The organism is Paenibacillus sp. FSL P2-0121 (assembly GCF_037975345.1).
Lineage (GTDB): Bacteria > Bacillota > Bacilli > Paenibacillales > Paenibacillaceae > Paenibacillus_AQ > Paenibacillus_AQ odorifer.
On record NZ_CP150245.1, the window covers coordinates 932,481 to 949,860 of the forward strand.

Below are 17,380 nucleotides of genomic sequence, written 5' to 3' on the forward strand. Positions count from 1 at the left end.
TACATAAAATAATCGTGCGTGACGGCGAGTTATCCGAGACAAAGGTTAACTGTATAGTCAAAAAAAGAGATGCTTATAAGCATCTCTTTTTTTTTATTCATTTCATCATAAATAATTAAAATGAATTTTTTATACCTATTACCATCTATCGCTCAGTTACAACACTTTGCGATGAACTTTGCACCACGGGGCGCCGATGAGTGGCTTCAAGTGTGGAGAGGTCACCGTCCAGTGTTTTGAGTCCGGGGAGCAGCAAGGCTGCGCTGGCGCAGAGCATTGGAAGCAAGCCGGCGATGACAAAAAGCGCAGGCACACCATAGAGTTCAGCAATCGCGGCGCCGGCAAAAGCACCAAAAGGCTGTAAACCGCCACCGATTAAAAAACGGATGGAGTTGACTCTTCCTTGCAGATTGCCCGGAACCAGACGTCCATGGAGTGAAGAGCTTAAGGAGCCGAAGAAGGGGCCTATCGTTCCGGTGGCGAATACGGCGGCGAGAGCAAAAGAAAAACTAGGAAATAACCCCCATAATGTTGTAACTAAACCGATGGTCCCCAGACTGCCGAGCATGACAAACCGCCTCTTTTTAATTTCCCCTATCATGGAAATGACGCTTAGCCCGACTAAGGTTCCAAGTGCGAAAACTGTACTAAGTGTGCCCATCGTCGCCGCATCACGGTGGAGTACTTCGCGTACAAAAGGAACCATCATGGTCCAGACGGCAATGGAGCTTAGATTACTAATAGAGGCCATCATCATTATCGTAAGCATGGCGGGGAATTGTTTATAGAAGGTAAAGCCCTCAGCTATTTCGCGAACGTAGATGGCAATGGAGAAACGGCCTGGAGCTGGAGAGGGCTTGGGTAGCTTCTGCAGGCACAGCAAGGTAGTGATGGCCGCAACGTAACATAACATGTTGATGCTAAGGGCTGGCAGCGCTCCACTGGCAGCGGTCAACGCCCCAGCCAGGGCGGGGCCCAGCAAGACTGCTGCACTTTTGCTGCCATCGATGATAGCAAAAGCCCGCACCAACTTCCGGCTATCGGCAACGCCGGGGATAACAGCCATGGCTGTTGGCATGAACAGGGCGGCGCAGGCCCCGCTGAGACCAGCGGCGACAAACAGATGCCACAGCTGCAGTTGGCCAGCCAGACCCATGCCAAGTGGCAATGCTATAGCCAGCAGGCGAATGGCTGCCAAGCAGGCCATAAAGCGTACCCGGTGGAGTCGGTCGGACAGCGGCGAGCCCAGCAAGCGCAGCAGCAGCTCAGGTATGCCGGAGCTGAGCGCGAGTGCTCCCATCGCTAGTTTGGAACCCGTCAGCTCATAGACGAGCCATTCCATAGCCAACAAGCCAAAAGCATCCCCAAAAGCACTTAAAGTTATGGTTGAGAGTAAACCATAATAGCTGCGTTTTATCATAGCCTGTTTGCTCCTTTCTTATATTTCTCGCATATACACTTACCGTCCTTATAAGGACGCTTAAGGCGTTTATGCTTGACTCTCTAGATATGACCCAATCTGCTGCGGTAGCCCATTTAAGGCTTCCAATCGCAGGCTGTACGATGTGCTTTTAACGTTGGTATGGACAATGACCAGTCCTGCTGCGCGCAGCGCGATCAGATGGTAGTGGATTGTACTTTTAGAAAGTCCGACTTCCCGCACGATTTCCGTGAAATTCAACTGCTTGCCTGTAAGCAAACGAAGGATATACAGCCGCGTCTCATCCGAGAGTGCCCGGGTAAGGCGAAGTAGTGCTGGAGCAGGCCGGCCAGCTTCCGGAGGGAGAACATCACAAGAGTAGCTAGTGAACACGAATTCATCAAACATAGAGGTGGTGACCAGTGGGCGGGCATGATATTGCGGAATGATAATGACCTGCTTCAGACGTTCGGTTGGATAGAGACGCATTCCGTCGGTTGCTGCTTCAAAGACTTCCATATCATTGTTCCCATTCAGTATCGTTCGTCTTGACTCGGCTTCCTGTTCAAGCCCTTTGAGGATATTAGGGTCGATTCCATTGAAGTAACCCGCGTTCCATTCGCGCAGGATGTCAGAGGCAGTGTCCCTTAGCTCGGAAAGATTAGAGGGGACCGATTGGCCGAAACGTCCAGATATTTCATACAGTTCACCCGAAGTTAACCCATCAAACCAATCCAGAAAGCTGCTAACCGAACGTTCTACTGGACAGCACCAAATGTAGGGAGCCAAACTGAAATCATCAAGTTTCTTAACGACCTCTTGCATTTTACGAAGCAACATCGGGGCAAATCTTGCTTGGACTTCACGTACCCAGAGCTTACCGGAATCCATAGCAGTATGGTTCTGCTTGCTTAGAAAAGCAGTCATACTGTTCACACATTCATACATGGGGGCAAAATCGACTTCTACTTTATATTCCATGAGCTTCTCCATCCTTTGAGTAAGTTACTGAAACATTTATTAGTTCTATAATTATAGAACTTTTTATTGGTTTTATTGTAAACGAACTATATTCCATTTTCAATAGCTTTTCGACTGAAAACAAAAGAAATTTTAATTACGAAAAAAAGACAGTTCCGGTAGGCACATTTTGTGCATTAGGAACTGTCTTTTGACGTCTACACAATTTATATACTTTTTAGGAGTTCTGAGTAGATTGCTCAAATATAATCAATTGATTATATAAGTGTTTAGTTATATAATAAATCTGAAACTCAGATGAAGAAGGTGTTTTTAGATTTGAAGGAATTTCAGGGCATGAATGATTTGACTCAGGGTCCTATTATGCCTACCTTAATGAAATTAACGCTTCCCATTATTGCGACGAATTTCATCTCCACAACCTATGGCCTCGTCGATATGATTTGGGTTGGAAGATTGGGAAGTGGTCCTGTTGCCGCGATTGGCACGGCGAGTTTTTTCATTAATCTAGCGATTGCATTGTCGACTATGATTACGATCGGTACAGGGATTAAGGTTGCGTTTTGTATGGGATCTGGCCAGATAGAGAAGGCTAAATCTTATATGAAAAACGGGTTTACGATGTCTATTTTATTAGGACTTCTCTATATGAGTTTAGTTCTGTTGACCAACAATCAGTTGATTGGTTTTTTTGATCTTGGAAGTGATGAAGTTGAACGGATGGCACGACAATTTTTAATGATTTCGATCTTCGGGACGGTATTTTCCATCGTAAATACTTTGTTTGCCACACTCTTAAACTCGATGGGAAATAGTAAACAACCGTTTCAGATCTTCTCTGTTGGTCTTATGGTTAATATCGTCCTTGATCCATTTTTAATTTTTGGCTGGGGCAGTTTTGAAGGTTGGGGAGTAGCGGGGGCAGCCACGGCAACATTGACAGCGAACATCTTAGTTACGGCTCTTTTTATCATAAAGACAAGAAAGTCAGAAATCATTTCGAACACATCAGCATGGGACAGTCGTCAAATGAAAGAAGTAATTCGTATGGGACTTCCGATCACAATCCAACGGGTCACCTTTACGCTCATATCGATCGTCATTGCTAAGATCATTGTACGTTTTGGGGCGGATGCGATTGCGGTGCAAAAAGTAGGGATTCAAATTGAATCTATTTCTTATATGACTATTGGAGGACTACAGGGAGCTATTGCTGCCTTTTTTGGTCAAAATTATGGAGCACGCCGATTGGACCGTATAGGGCAGGGATATCGTAAGGCTTTGATCTTAACCTCCATCTTTGGCGTGATCATATCGCTTATATTTATTGCGTTCCCGCAGCAGCTATTTTCCTTGTTTTTATCAGATCAGACAAGCCTGGAATTAGGCACTGATTATATGCGCATCATTGGCTACTCACAATTATTTATGTGTATGGAATTGATGACAGTAGGTGCTTTTAACGGCATTGGCCAAACTCATATCCCGCCAATCTTCAGTATTATATTTACTGCACTGCGAATTCCACTAGCCTTGATTTTATCCGAACCTTTTGGCTTGAATGGGGTGTGGATGTCGATTGCTCTAAGCAGTGTGTTTAAAGGGGTTATTCTTGTATTCTGGTTTAATAGATCTTTATTCAAAATGAACAAACAGCAGATAAACTACTAAGCAAAGGATGATCGTTGAAATGGCTTTATTAAATCGTAAACTCATAGAGCTTCTAAGGGATAACCATTTGAATAAGGAGCTTTTTCACGGCGAATTTGGACTGGAAAAAGAAAATGTCAGAGTGGATCCAGAGGGAAGGCTTGCGCTGACACCACATCCTAAAGCTTTTGGCAACAAAATGGAGAACCCGTATATTCAAACCGATTTCTCAGAGAGTCAAATTGAAATGGTCACCCCTTCTTTTGATTCTATTGATGAGACTTATAACTTTCTGGAGGCGCTGCAGGATATTGTGTCGCTTGAGCTCAAGGAAGAATATCTGTGGCCGAGTAGTAATCCTCCAAGGCTACCGAATGATCAGGACATCCCCATTGCCAAGATGGGTAATCCGATTGAGGATGAATACAGACATCAGCTAGCAGACAAATACGGTCGCAAAAGACAATTGCTGAGCGGAATCCATTACAATTTCTCTTTTGATGAACAATTTCTGAGACAGCTTCATGACATAACAGATCCACAGGTGAGCTTTAAAGAATTCAAAGACGCTACCTACTTAAAAATAGCCCGTAACCTATTGAGGTACCGTTGGCTTCTTATCTATTTAACAGGCGCCAGCCCTGTTTTTGATAAGACTTATATGGAACAATGTGTAGCTCGCGGGGAAACAGATGACGACAAAAGCTTTTATTATCAGAATATGAATTCACTGCGGAATAGCGAATGTGGGTATCGAAATGAAAAACCTCTTTATGTATCTTTTGCTTCGTTAAAGGATTATGTTCATGATTTACAAGCTTTGATCGAATCGGAAGAATTATTAAGTGTAAAAGAGTTTTATAGTCCGGTTAGAGTGAAGACAGCAAGAGGCAAACACCCTTTAGAGGAACTGATGCAAGATGGGATAGCTTATTTGGAGCTTCGGTTTATTGATCTGAATCCACTCTACAAAATAGGAATCGGCAAAGAAACGATGATTTTCATTCATCTTTTTATCCTGTATATGCTGCTGAAGGAGGACGAACCGTTCGGAGTAGAGGATCAGAAGATGGCGAATCTTAATCATGATCAACTAATCATGGAAGGAATAAAGGGATGTTTGCATGATTACGGGGATTCATGTACAACGATGGAGCAGCAGGCATTAACTTGTATTCATGAGATGCAGAATATGATCCAACTGTTGAACCCGGAGAATGAAGTGTTTTTGAACGTATTGCATGGAGCTAAGAATAAAATTGTAGAGCCAGACCGGAGTTTTGCAGCTATTGTGAAGTCGGAAGTTCAACAATCCTCTTTTGTACAATACCATCTGAATAAAGCTAAACAATATGCTAAGGAAAGTCTTGCGAATGGATACCGTTTTGTGGGATATGAGGATCTGGAGCTATCTACACAGCTTCTTTTGAAGGCAGCGGTTAAACGTGGCATTAAGTCTCAATTGATCGATCGGGAAGAGAACTTTGTAGTTCTTACGCAAGGTGATCATAAAGAATATATTAAGCAAGCTACGAAGACCTCCCTTGATTCTTATAGTACGGTATTAATCATGGAGAATAAGATCGTTACGAAAGAAGTTCTTAAACAGCAAGGTATTCGTGTTCCCGCAGGAGAAGCTTTTCGAAATCTGGAAGAGGCAATGAATGCGCATGGCACTTACCGTAACAAGGCTATTGTGATTAAGCCCAAATCAACCAATTTTGGACTCGGCATTACTATTTTTACAGACGACTTCTCTAAAGAAGATTATCAAAAAGCCTTCGAAATCGCCTTCGAGTTTGATCGAACAGTGCTACTAGAGGAATTCATGACGGGTAAAGAATATCGTTTTCTTGTCATGGGTGATGAAGTAGTCGGAGTATTGCACCGGGTTCCTGCAAATGTGATTGGAGATGGTGTACATACGATTGAACAACTGGTGCACGAGAAGAATAAGGATCCGTTAAGAGGTCGTGGGTACAAGACTCCACTTGAGAAAATTCAGATCGGTGAAGCAGAAGCGATGTTCTTGAACAACCACGCTCAGGCTTGGAGTGATATTCCTCCATTAAACGAAGTCATCTATCTTCGGGAGAACTCTAATATTAGCACGGGTGGTGACAGCCTGGATTTTACGGATGAGATCCCAGAAAGTTATAAGGCTCTGGCGATTCAAGCGGCTAAAGCTGCGGGCGCCACTTTTTGTGGAGTGGATATGATGATTGATGACATCAAGGAAGAAGCCAATGATACCAACTATAGCGTTATTGAGATTAACTTTAATCCAGCGATTCATATTCATTGTTATCCTTATAAAGGGAAGAACCGAAAGGCGGATGAACGGATTCTAGATCTATTATTTGGGGAATAAACAGAAGCTCAACCAGTACCTTTGGTTGAGCTTCTGTTTTTAAAGGGGTAATTCGCTTCCCACCCACTACATGTTCATGTTAGGAGTTACCCACAGCTGCAACGCCACTAAAGTTTCTGGCTTGGACATTATTAAAGGGATCTGTTGCAGCTGTATTTGTGAAGATCTCTGCTGTGTACTGAATTTGACCTGTTGCGACAGCCGCTGGTGGTGGAATATCTACTGCTGTAAAACCGAAAGCTTCATTTTCTCTGCTGATCGCAACCCCAAATGTCGTGGTGAAAATGATTATATTCACCTCCTAGAAATAGAATATGATAGAAGGAGAGTTAACTCTTGGATTTGCTATATAATTCATCAGCTACCTACTTGCATGGCTTGATGATCAAGTGTTAAATGAAAGAAGGGTTAGAAGTTTAAGGAAAGGCGGGAGCTATTATCAAATATAGGAATAAGTCTAAAAGGATATTATTGATTTCATTGATGCTGTTGGCAGTAGTTATCATTGGTGCGGTGGTGCTTGGGGAACGCGGAGGAATAATGAGTAAATCCGAGAGCTCTTTCAAAAGCCCTGCTGAGCCATCGCCCCTTATCATTACACATGAGAATAGTACAGATGCTATAGAGAATTATGTCATTCTAAAGACGAGCTGGAATGGAGCGGACTATGATCGGGCTTCCTTTTACTATACGGCTTGGCATAGTGAACCTACGCTTCTAACGGGGCTGCATCGTTTGAAACCAGGGGAGAAACTGCAGGTCGACTTTGGAGATTACGCACCGAGTGAAGTCACAGTAAAGATGGCCTATCTAACTGAGAGCTTTGATGAATCGCAGCTTCCAATTGTAGAAGTTCCTGTAACACTCGTCGAAGGGAAATATGAATTTGTGAACCCTCCAGCATCCACCAGTGATATTCCCACTTCGGGTCGCGTCTTTAGTGTTATAGCTAGATGGGGTGAGAACAGCTGCGAATATGTCTTCGCATCAGATGGCAAGTTTGATAACTATGAATATGATTTGTGAGGTTAGTCGAAGATAAGAGATGTTCTAAAGCCGGTCCGGTTTTGGAATATCTCTTTTTTTGTCTCGATTTTAGACAAATCTAACGATGTGTCTATTTTTTAGACAATGTACCGTTATTGTCTAGTTGGGGAGGACTGTTAACCTGATTAACCATTTAGGGCTAAGTTTAATTAGATCGAGAGACGGATGAGAGAATACCCGTTTTTAATATTATGAAAACAACTTTAAGACGAGGGAGGAGTGAGCGTCATAGGTACAGAAACGGAAGAACTGAATTATGATGACATTCAAGGAATCGTCTTACAAGAACGGCCTACCCCCTACGTAGGAACCTATGTATTGCTGTCTATCGATCATCAACAGGACGGGAAAGTGATGCTGAAGCGGCTTCTCGACGAAGTGACGTCGGCCGGACAGTGGAATAATCCTCACGAAGGTGCTTGGGTCAACGTTGGTTTTACCTATCAAGGACTCCAGAAGCTGGGGATTCCCAAGGAGTCACTCAACAGCTTCGACCTGGAGTTCCGGGAGGGCATGGCTGCCCGGGCAGCTAAGCTAGGGGATGTAAACGAAAGCAGCCCGGAGCACTGGGAAGACCCGCTGGGTACTGACAAAGTCGATGTGGCGCTTGCTCTGTTCGCGCCTACCAAAGAAGCGCTGCTTCAAGCAGAAGAAGCAGCCCATCGAATCCACTGCGAACTGAATGGTGTATCCGTCGTTTACCAGCTGGATGTCGGAATGAATCCTGACGGACGTACTCATCTGGGCTTCATGGATGGAATCAGCAATCCGAGAATCGAAGGAAACCATATACCCAATGCGGTGGGGCAGGAAGCGGAGATTAAAGCCGGTGAATTCCTGTTCGGGCATTTAAATGAATCCGGCACTATAACACAGGGACCACAGCCGGCAGAACTTGGCCACAATGGAAGTTACCTCAGTTTCCGTAAATTGCATATGAGGGTCGCGACTTTCCGTCGTTATTTGCGGGAGCATGCGGATAACCGGGAAGAGGAAGAACTTTTGGCCGCTAAAATGGTAGGAAGATGGCCGAGCGGAGCCCCTTTAAGTCTGGCTCCTGAAGCAGATGACCCGGCACTGGGCGAAGACGTCAGCCGACGGAACGCATTTACGTACGGGGATGATCATAAAGGGTTGAAATGTCCGGTAAGCTCGCATATCCGTCGTGCATTTCCCCGAGACAGCTTGCAGGATTCGGTTGTTAATGTGAACATTCACCGGTTGCTCCGGCGGTCAACGATGTATGGCCCTATACTGCCAAAAGGTGTAATGGAGGATGATGGTCAGGATAGAGGCCTTATTTTTGCAGGTATATGCAGCTCATTGTCCCGCCAATTCGAGTTTATCAAGAGCGATTGGTTAAATGGAGGCAATTTCGCGGGCATGTCAACCGAGAAAGACCCTATTACCGGTAAGAATGAGGGGGAAGGGATGTTTACCATTCCGGACAAACCTATTCGCCACCGGATGAAAGAAATTCCAAGTTTTTCAATCACCAAAGGCGGGGAGTATTTCTTTGTTCCCAGTATGACTGCATTACGGTGGATGGCAGAGTTGGATCAACATATATCTAAGGAGGAATTAACATGTTAGAAGGACAAGATCAGACTAATCCGATTACAAGCGCTGGACGTGCCGGCCTGCGGGAAGGTGAAATATCTGAGCTTACCATCATTGCGCCGCTTAAAGAAGGTGGGGCGGATCGTCTCCGTGAGAAGCTGAAAAAAAGCGCATCAAGACAAGCCGAAACGATGGCGAAGATCGCGACCGTTCACGACATGCGCTTCGTAATCTTTGATAACGACACGCGGCTGTTGTTCGCGACGGCTTATGATGGAGATTGGGATAGTTATATCGATGATTTTGGAACTGAAATTCCAGAGTTGTTGAATAACATGTTTAATGAAGTGAAGGATTTTCCGGGAATTGAATCTTCGGAAGCGAAAGACTTCATCGCCAATCATCAGATCACTGCATCCGGCTGGTACAGTGCTTATCCCGATGCCACGGTCAGAGATATTTGGCGCGGACAGCGAATTACGAAGGCCTGGAACGACTTGCTTGACGCATCACAAAGCTAAATAACTAGAAAAGGGGGCTTTGTCCCCTTTTCCTTTCTGATAAATTACAAAGAGGTGAACGAAAATGAACAATAATAAATTAGTGTCGTCTGAACTCGCAGAAGAAGCGGTAAACTCCATTGAGGAGGTAGCAGGCAAATATCCGGGTTATCGACGCGCGCACGCCAAAGGTGTTGTCTACCAGGCGGTGTTCACCCCTAACGGCCAAGCGGGTCCTTTAACAACAGCTGCACATTTGCAAAATCAAGAGGTGCAAGCTCTCGTACGCTTCTCCAATAGCTCGACTAATCCGTCCATCCCTGATGTTTTTTCGCCTGCAAAAGGAATGGCGGTTCAGTTTGTATTGCCTGATGGGGGCGTGACAAGTTTGGTGACAATTACATTGCCGATCTTTTTTGCCAAAACACCGCAATCCTTTATTAATATCTTACGTACAATTAAAGAAAATTCGTTTGAGGGAGCGACCATTGCAGACAAATTCAAAGCCGTTATGGAGAAGTATTCGGAAAGCCGGGCTGGGCTTCAAGCCGTGAAAATGCTGCAACCGCCACTCAGTTTTGCAACCAACCTTTATCATTCCATTCATGCCTATTACTTCACCAATGCTGCTGGCGAGCGGCGGGCTATTAAATATGAGTGGGAACCGGAAGCGGGTCTGCACTTTCTGGCCCAGGAAGAGGTGGAGAATCGATCTCCCGATTATTTGGAGGATGAACTAATCGAGAGACTGTCCAAAGGTCCTGTGGCGTTTCAATTGACAGTAATCCTCGGACAGGAGGGAGATCCTACGGATGACCCGGCGTCTGCTTGGCCTGAAGACCGGGAACGGATTGTTGTCGGCCATTTGTCGATCACCGGCGTGGCAGACGAGAAGGCTCAAGAGTACGTCTTTGATCCGACAGTTGTACCTGCCGGCATTGAATGCTCTGAAGATCCTATTCTGAACTTTCGTCATGATGCCTATGCGGAGTCACATTCCCGTCGAAGTACTAATCAGTAAGCATTTATTTTATATTCTATGAATATGATCGGGCTGTCCTAGAATGTCTGCCGACATCCTTAGGGCAGTTTTTTTAGGTATGTCTTGTGACACTCTTGTAACAGAGATTGGCTACGATAGGTTACGAGGTGAGAGAATGAAGAAGTTTAAAGGATTTATCGTATTGATTTTGTTGGCAGTCGTAGGATGCAGTGCAGCAACACCACAAGCAAATCTTGAACCGGAGAAGGAGGTAAAGAAAGAGGTAAATGAGAAGATCGCTTTCTGGGATCAACAGCGTAAAGGAACAAATTTCATGAATTCCAAATCTATACCCGAAAATTATGATGCAGCGAAAGAAAATAATATAGAGTTCATTCGACTTGCACCAGATAAATGGGCAAAAGATAGTGATTTCCTGTTTAACGATCAACCGGATGCTAATCCAGATAAAGACTTTTTAATAGGGAATGCAGATAAATACGAGGGGCTTGTTGAGGATGATTTTACAGCGTTAAAAGCAGACTTGGATGCAGCCGAGGCGCGGGGTTCAAAAGTAGTGCTGACAGTCCTTAGTTTGCCCGGCGATCGGTGGCGGCAGTTTAATAATTATACAAATGATGATCGAATCTGGAAGGATTTCAGTTATCATGAACAAGCGGCAACATTTTGGAAGGATCTTGCGGAAAGATTAAAAGATCATCCTGCGGTGGTCGGCTATAATCTTATTAATGAGCCACATCCTGAACAAGCTACTGGATTTAATGATTTCTGGACAGATGATTACAACGAATGGTATAGCTCAGTGGAGAATACTCCGGCGGATTTGAATCTTTTATATGAGACTATTGTGACAGCGATTCGAACCGTAGATACGGAAACCCCTATTATCGTCAATTCTGGTCTGTATGCTACACCATGGGCCTTTAAATATTTGAAACCCATCGATGATGCGAATGTATTATATGCTTTTCATATGTACGAACCCTACGAACTCACCAGCCAAAATAAGAAAAAAGGCTTAACCTATGAATATCCTGGAACAGTTAAAGTAGGTGAGGAGAAGACGGAAAAAGCATTCAATAAGAAAGCCTTAAAGGATTTTCTAGAACCTATCGCACAGTGGGCAGAAAAAAATAACATCCCTGCTAATCGTATTGTCGCTGAAGAATTTGGCACGAACCGGCTTGTAAAAGGTGCAGATCAATACTTGGCTGATTTAATCTCGATTTTTGCTGATTACGGCTGGCACTGGGCGTTTTATGCGTTCCGGGAGGATACTTGGGATGGCATGGATTATGAACTTGGCACTGAGCCACTAACCTGGGAGTATTGGGAAGCGATAGAGAAGGGTGAACAGCCTGATCGAAAGACGGTCGATAACCCGATATGGAACGTACTGACGAAGGGATTAGGTGTAGAGAAGTTGCAATAACGTAGCATGAAAATATATGAAAAGGTGAAACCTGTAAAGGATTTCGCCTTTTTCTTCTGATAATTATAGGAAGGAGAATCTACTTTGAATATTTTAATTGCGGATGATGAGAAACATATGACCACTATATTGAAGACTTATTTTGAAAAAGAAGGCTATAACGTTTGGACAGCAGCGGATGGTGAAGAGGCGCTTGAGCTCTTTTTTTCGAATAGGATCGATCTGGTGGTGCTGGATTGGATGATGCCTAAGCGAAACGGGCTTGAGGTTTGTAATGAAATCAAGAAGGTTAGTTTGGCTAAAGTTGTAATGCTGACCGCAAGGTCTTCCCATGATGATGAATTCAGTGCCTTGGATATAGGGGCAGATGAATATATAAGAAAACCATTCGACCCAAGGATTTTGATGCTTAGAATTAAAAAAATGCTAGGCACTGAAAAAGTGGCTGCGATTAGGGATTTAGAAATCGATTTTGAGCGGAAGAAAGTGTACAAGAATGGGGCCGAACTGGCGTTATATAAAAAAGAATTTGAATTGCTAACCTTCCTGTATGAGCATAAAGGACGTATTTTATCCAGAGATGCCTTATTGTCTGCGGTTTGGGGAATGGATTATCTGGGCGAAGAAAGAACGGTAGATACGCATATTAAGAGGCTGCGCGATAAAATTGGGGCTGACCACGTGATCACGCATAGGGGAATGGGGTACAGCTTCCATGATAAAAATTCATAAAATAAGTACGAAGTTATTGATCATGGTGAGCATTATTTTGCTGATTGTTTTTGGTACGTCTTATTTCCTGCACAACTATTTCTCAGCAGATTATTACCTATACAAAATGAAAACCAAGATCAACACCATTTATGACGAAGTAAAGGATCTCCGTTTGGATCAACTCATGGAAAATGAAAGCAGGATCGAGAACAATAATAACGTAACGATTGTTAGGGTTGAAAACAGTGGAAGTACAGCAGAAATTAACGAAAATATTCAATTTGCGTTGTTTAAAGATAAGGTGGCACTTAATAAATTTTGGATCACAGATGAGGTATTACAAAAAGTAAAACAAGGCAACACGGTTAATCTTTTATTTAATCAGGGCAAATTGAAATCGAGTCTGTTAACGAAAATATACGAGCAGGATAGCAGTCTAATCCTCATAGGAACTGTGGTTGTGCACAATACAGATGCCTTGACCCTCGTAAATCAATTCAGCTTTTACTCCATTCTACTGGGGATTATTATCAGTTTGCTGTTAGTGGCTTATTTTTCAAAAAAGATCATTACACCGTTAGAACAATTACAGGATGTCGCGAAGGATATATCCAATCTCGATTTTAAACAAGTGACGATTCAAACGGGGGATGAAATCGAAGAGCTCTCGAAAAGCATCAATCAGATGAGTCAGCGTCTAAAGAGCACCCATGCCAAATTAGAGGAGAAAAATCAAAGTTTAAATACCCTTATCTCAAGCATTTCGCATGAAGTGAAAACACCATTATCCTTAATCCAAGCCTATACGATTGGCATTCAGGACGGTCTGGATGATGGCACGTATACGGATATCATTTTGGAGCAAGTGAAGTATACGTCGGATATGGTGGATTATTTAATTAAATTGTCCAAGATCCAGAAGTCAGAAGTGCATAAAGAGCCTTTTGATCTTAAAGAGCTTCTGCTAAAAGTGATCTCACAATATAATATTACGTTAAAAAATAAAAACATAACCTTAATGAGCGACTTTCATTCGCTTGAATCCTCAATCGTTGAAGAAGATATCAGCCAAATCGAGATAGTATTCAACAACTTAATTAGTAATGCCATTAAATATGGTGAAGAGGATTTTTTTGAAATAAAACTAGGGAGTGACACTACTCGTACATTAAAATTTACGATCTCCAATAAAACCACTCGCCTGAAAACGGAGCATTTAGCGTATATCTGGGACCCATTCTATGTAATTGAAGAGTCTCGAAATAAAGAAATCTCCGGTACTGGACTTGGTCTGTCCATCGTCGCGGAGATTCTTGGCAAAAATGATCTGAAATACGAGTCCAAATTAGAGGACTCATATATTAGTTTTAGTATTTGGTTTGAAGTAACGGAGGGAATTTTGGAACTTTAGGAGCGTTAGCGTTCGCCTGAAAGCTTTCCGAAGGAGAGCTCGCATCGGAAGCATAAGCTGTCTCCGGAGGTTATCCGCTGATAGCGGTAAAATCAAAAACATCTGGAGACAACAGCGACCGAAAGTCCAACATTCCCGCAGTTACGCACAACACCTATTAAAGATCTTTTCACCGCATCCATCGCAATATCATTAATTTAACTTCAATAGCGCCGCATTATCAATAAAGGTAGCCGTATTAAAAAGCAGCAAGACATCCTTGATATCATTTTGAGCCATATAATCACTGATGTTTCCATTATAATAACGGATATCGATCACATGGATTTCAGGCACATGCTGAGTTAGGAAAGGAATAACGCTATGTGCATAAGAGTCCTTGATGACGAGCAGCTTTTTCTGTTTGACCGTTGTTGGATCAAGCTGGCTGGTGATTTTCATGAGCGCATGTACGCCCCCTAGGAAATAAGAGTACTTATCCTTTTTCACCAGATAACTTAGGTCATACATACTTGTTAAAGTCTCACCGGTATCTTGAATGTACATTTGGGTGGATACCTCATGATTAGGTTTGTACATTTGAATGGAATCAGGTGTGACCCCGATAAATTGCCCCCGGGTATGATAGCTTCCGAGAAATGAATTACTCACAGTCTGAATCTGGTATTCGCTCTGGGACAGAGGCTGCCAGCCCATGCTTTGAGCATAGGCTACATAAGCTAAGTAGGCACCGTAGGTTGTCCAGTGATGGTCGGTCCGATAGTAAATGGGTTCTGCGGCATGTGGGCTAAGAACATCAAATCCATTTATAAAAGTAAGGCTATCTCCTACATCCTTAGCTATTGTTTGATTCACCTCAGCTTGCGAGTAGACAGGAGCTAACCAGGGTAGACGTTCCTTGTACAAGCCAACCGATGTAGGTGCCAATAAGAAAGTGGTGTTTGCATCGGGATTGTTATCGGCAAAGCGTTTCACAGCTGCTGCATATTGCTGAACTTTAGTGTAATCAGGTGCTGCGAATTTTTCGAAAAGATAGCCGTCTTTTCCTTTATAGATTCCGTTATTCTCTTGCTGCAGCTTCATCTGTTCCACCGCCGATTTCACCCATACCCATTTGGCCCGAAATGGAAAATGATCAGTTACAAAGCTTTCGGCCTCTTCCGCATAGGTGTGGGATAATAAATTGTCCCATGTCAGATGGGGGGCCTTTTGCAAATACCGGTTCTCAAGCTCAGAGAAACGCTGAACAGGCAGTAAGAAAAAGAGGATAGCGACCAGAAATAACGTTGCAACAAATCCCCCAACCAGGATTCGATCCGTCTTCTGCTTCATAAACAATCACCCCCTAATGGTTAGAACCGGAAATATAAAAATGGATTAAAGGTTGCATCTACTAAGTAGGCAACAGATAGGAAAAATAACACGCCATACCAAACAAGAGCAGGAACCGATCTAGAATCTATCCGCTTGGAGAGCTTCACAGGTGTAGAGGCAAAGGTTAACACCACGAGTAGAATCGCGTTCGTGTAAGTGAAGTATAAAGTGGTGTTATTCCATAACGGCTGTCCATTAAAGCCAAGCATCGCTTGTAAGTAGCCAATGACCAGAGGAAGTTCTTCAAAAGCGAATAAGACCCATCCGATGAGTATAAGTACTACAGCATATAAATGTCTTGTCCAACGGGGGAGGCGGCTTAATAGCTTTAATCCCCACCATTTTTCAAAGATAAGAATGACCCCGAAGTATAATCCCCAGAGCAGAAAATTCCAGCTGGCCCCGTGCCAGATACCCGTGAGCAGCCATACGATGAGGATGTTGCGCACTTGAACGCCTAACCCCTGGCGGTTGCCTCCAAGCGGGATGTAGACATAGTCACGAAACCAACTGCTAAGGGAAATATGCCATCTCCGCCAAAAGTCAGTAATACTCTGAGAGATATAAGGTTTGTTGAAGTTCTCGTTAAAGCGGAAGCCGAACATGAGACCGAGACCAATAGCCATATCCGAATACCCGCTGAAGTCAAAATAGATCTGAAAAGCAAACGCAATAATCCCAAGCCAAGCGGTAAAAGCAGGCAGGGAATCTAGATTGGAGCTGGATATGGTGTGCCAGAGCAGACCGATGTTGTTGGCGAGCAGTACTTTTTTGGCTAATCCGATTATGAATCTCCGTACACCTTCTGCGAACATGGGGATATCGACCGTACGTTCACGTAGTTGCCCGGCAATGGTGTTATATTGAACAATCGGACCTGCTACTAACTGTGGAAACAGGGCTACGAATGTACCGAAATCAATCCAATTGCGTTGTGCTTTCGAAGTTCCTCTATAGACGTCAATAATGTAGGACATGGATTGAAAAGTATAAAATGAAATCCCAATAGGTAAAGGTAAATCCGTTAAAGGAATATGTGTACCGAGGAGTCCATTTATATTTTGGATGAGAAAATCTGCGTATTTAAAATACGACAATAAGCCTAGATTAATAATGACGGAACTAACCACAATCCACTTGCGCTGCACCGCAGTCAGCTTTGGTCTGCTGAGCAGTAGACCAAAGCTGTAATCTGTAATGGTGGACAGCAACATGATTACAATGTAGACAGGTTCGCCCCAAGCATAAAAAACCAGGCTGCTTAAAAACAATATGAGGTTTTTGATTCGCCAGGGCGAAACATAATAGAGCGCTAGGACAGCCGGCAGGAATAGGAACAGGAAAAGTAGGCTGCTGAATACCATGGTTATTTATTTTTCTGTGAAGTAAGTATCGAAGTCTGCTACGAGTTTATCTTGATCCGCAGGATCAGCAATAACGAACAGGAAATAGTTACCCTTTTTAATAAGTTTATAGTTCTTGGCATTTTCGTATTGATCAGGCAGATAGGTTTCGAATTGTTTTTGAACATCTGTTGCACGCGCTTTGATGGCATCCTCAACAGTAGTCATATCTTTTACATCTGTAACTTTCAGAACGGCGATTTCGTTAGTTTTCACATTCATCATAGGCATTCTAATGCTATAATCTTCAAGCAATTCTGGGTTGAGATGATATAGCTGTTCGACTGTAGCCGCATCAAGCTCCATTAATGATGGCTGCTCTACTTTGCTCAGCATTTGATCGACCATTTCTTTTGCAGTTAGATTCGTTTCAATGGCAGCCCCATTGTTACTGTTGTTGCTGGAACAGGCGCCAAGCACCACACTTAGTACAATGGTTAACGCTAGCAGGAAGGTATGCTTTTTCAACTTAGGTCACTCTCCTTGATGTATTGTCTGAATTTCTCTAGTTACT

General features: G+C 43.4%; 15 protein-coding genes. 9 read left to right on the plus strand and 6 right to left on the minus strand.

From position 1 onward, the window contains the following. Positions 1–145 precede the first annotated feature (145 nt). Entirely contained in the window at positions 146–1,420 is a 1,275-nt protein-coding gene (locus MKY54_RS03980; protein WP_339189611.1) for an MFS transporter, read from the minus strand. A gap of 69 nt (positions 1,421–1,489) precedes the next feature. Further along, complete coding sequence (locus tag MKY54_RS03985) at positions 1,490–2,401, minus strand: winged helix-turn-helix domain-containing protein (protein ID WP_076306717.1); 912 nt, start codon at positions 2,399–2,401, stop codon at positions 1,490–1,492. Between the two features lie 318 nt (positions 2,402–2,719). Between MKY54_RS03985 and MKY54_RS03990 the strand changes: the two genes are divergently transcribed. After that, positions 2,720–4,072, plus strand: coding sequence for an MATE family efflux transporter (locus MKY54_RS03990; protein WP_339189613.1), 1,353 nt, complete (start codon positions 2,720–2,722; stop codon positions 4,070–4,072). A 19-nt stretch (positions 4,073–4,091) separates the two neighbouring features. Beyond that, on the plus strand, positions 4,092–6,422 hold the full coding sequence (gene gshAB / locus MKY54_RS03995; protein WP_339189615.1) for a bifunctional glutamate--cysteine ligase GshA/glutathione synthetase GshB: 2,331 nt from the start codon (positions 4,092–4,094) through the stop codon (positions 6,420–6,422). Positions 6,423–6,501: 79 nt separating this feature from the next. Here the strand turns inward: gshAB and MKY54_RS04000 are convergent, their stop codons facing one another. After that, positions 6,502–6,720 carry a hypothetical protein gene (locus MKY54_RS04000; RefSeq protein ID WP_076185085.1) on the minus strand — a complete coding sequence of 73 codons (219 nt, stop codon included), beginning with the start codon at positions 6,718–6,720 and terminating at the stop codon, positions 6,502–6,504. Between the two features lie 173 nt (positions 6,721–6,893). Between MKY54_RS04000 and MKY54_RS04005 the strand changes: the two genes are divergently transcribed. The 7 genes from MKY54_RS04005 to MKY54_RS04035 all read left to right on the plus strand — a co-directional run bounded on the left by MKY54_RS04005 (position 6,894) and on the right by MKY54_RS04035 (position 14,089). Beyond that, entirely contained in the window at positions 6,894–7,448 is a 555-nt protein-coding gene (locus MKY54_RS04005; protein ID WP_076130093.1) for a hypothetical protein, read from the plus strand. Positions 7,449–7,688: 240 nt separating this feature from the next. Beyond that, the gene (locus MKY54_RS04010; protein ID WP_248549452.1) at positions 7,689–9,062 is read left to right on the plus strand and encodes a Dyp-type peroxidase; all 1,374 of its coding nucleotides are present in this window, start codon (positions 7,689–7,691) and stop codon (positions 9,060–9,062) included. After that, positions 9,056–9,550, plus strand: a complete 495-nt coding sequence (locus MKY54_RS04015; RefSeq protein ID WP_111502622.1) for a hypothetical protein — start codon at positions 9,056–9,058, stop codon at positions 9,548–9,550. Before MKY54_RS04010 ends, MKY54_RS04015 begins: the two co-directional genes overlap by 7 nt. A 64-nt stretch (positions 9,551–9,614) precedes the next feature. After that, positions 9,615–10,550, plus strand: coding sequence for a catalase family peroxidase (locus tag MKY54_RS04020; protein ID WP_339189618.1), 936 nt, complete (start codon positions 9,615–9,617; stop codon positions 10,548–10,550). A gap of 136 nt (positions 10,551–10,686) precedes the next feature. Further along, positions 10,687–11,964 carry a cellulase family glycosylhydrolase gene (locus MKY54_RS04025; RefSeq protein WP_339189619.1) on the plus strand — a complete coding sequence of 426 codons (1,278 nt, stop codon included), beginning with the start codon at positions 10,687–10,689 and terminating at the stop codon, positions 11,962–11,964. Between the two features lie 84 nt (positions 11,965–12,048). Further along, complete coding sequence (locus MKY54_RS04030; RefSeq protein WP_076130096.1) at positions 12,049–12,696, plus strand: response regulator transcription factor; 648 nt, start codon at positions 12,049–12,051, stop codon at positions 12,694–12,696. Further along, positions 12,680–14,089, plus strand: coding sequence for a HAMP domain-containing sensor histidine kinase (locus tag MKY54_RS04035; protein WP_081387735.1), 1,410 nt, complete (start codon positions 12,680–12,682; stop codon positions 14,087–14,089). Before MKY54_RS04030 ends, MKY54_RS04035 begins: the two co-directional genes overlap by 17 nt. Positions 14,090–14,281: 192 nt before the next feature. Here MKY54_RS04035 and MKY54_RS04040 read toward each other — a convergent pair whose 3' ends face one another. From MKY54_RS04040 to MKY54_RS04050, 3 genes are read right to left on the minus strand one after another with little or no spacing between them, the layout of a single operon-like run. After that, positions 14,282–15,421 (minus strand): DHHW family protein, encoded by a 1,140-nt coding sequence (locus MKY54_RS04040; RefSeq protein WP_339189622.1) that lies wholly within the window; start codon positions 15,419–15,421, stop codon positions 14,282–14,284. A gap of 20 nt (positions 15,422–15,441) precedes the next feature. Beyond that, entirely contained in the window at positions 15,442–16,827 is a 1,386-nt protein-coding gene (locus tag MKY54_RS04045; RefSeq protein WP_339189624.1) for an MBOAT family O-acyltransferase, read from the minus strand. Between the two features lie 6 nt (positions 16,828–16,833). After that, positions 16,834–17,334, minus strand: coding sequence for a DUF4358 domain-containing protein (locus MKY54_RS04050; protein ID WP_339189626.1), 501 nt, complete (start codon positions 17,332–17,334; stop codon positions 16,834–16,836). Positions 17,335–17,380: the final 46 nt, after the last annotated feature.

Excerpts from the sequence above, each read along its gene's own strand:
- MKY54_RS04045 (WP_339189624.1), bottom strand. The coding sequence starts at position 16,827 with ATGGTATTCAGCAGCCTACTTTTCCTGTTCCTATTCCTGCCGGCTGTC.
- MKY54_RS04020 (WP_339189618.1), top strand. The coding sequence starts at position 9,615 with ATGAACAATAATAAATTAGTGTCGTCTGAACTCGCAGAAGAAGCGGTA.
- MKY54_RS04015 (WP_111502622.1), top strand. The coding sequence starts at position 9,056 with ATGTTAGAAGGACAAGATCAGACTAATCCGATTACAAGCGCTGGACGT.
- MKY54_RS04025 (WP_339189619.1), top strand. The coding sequence starts at position 10,687 with ATGAAGAAGTTTAAAGGATTTATCGTATTGATTTTGTTGGCAGTCGTA.
- MKY54_RS04035 (WP_081387735.1), top strand. The coding sequence starts at position 12,680 with ATGATAAAAATTCATAAAATAAGTACGAAGTTATTGATCATGGTGAGC.
- MKY54_RS03985 (WP_076306717.1), bottom strand. The coding sequence starts at position 2,401 with ATGGAATATAAAGTAGAAGTCGATTTTGCCCCCATGTATGAATGTGTG.
- MKY54_RS04040 (WP_339189622.1), bottom strand. The coding sequence starts at position 15,421 with ATGAAGCAGAAGACGGATCGAATCCTGGTTGGGGGATTTGTTGCAACG.
- MKY54_RS03980 (WP_339189611.1), bottom strand. The coding sequence starts at position 1,420 with ATGATAAAACGCAGCTATTATGGTTTACTCTCAACCATAACTTTAAGT.
- gshAB (WP_339189615.1), top strand. The coding sequence starts at position 4,092 with ATGGCTTTATTAAATCGTAAACTCATAGAGCTTCTAAGGGATAACCAT.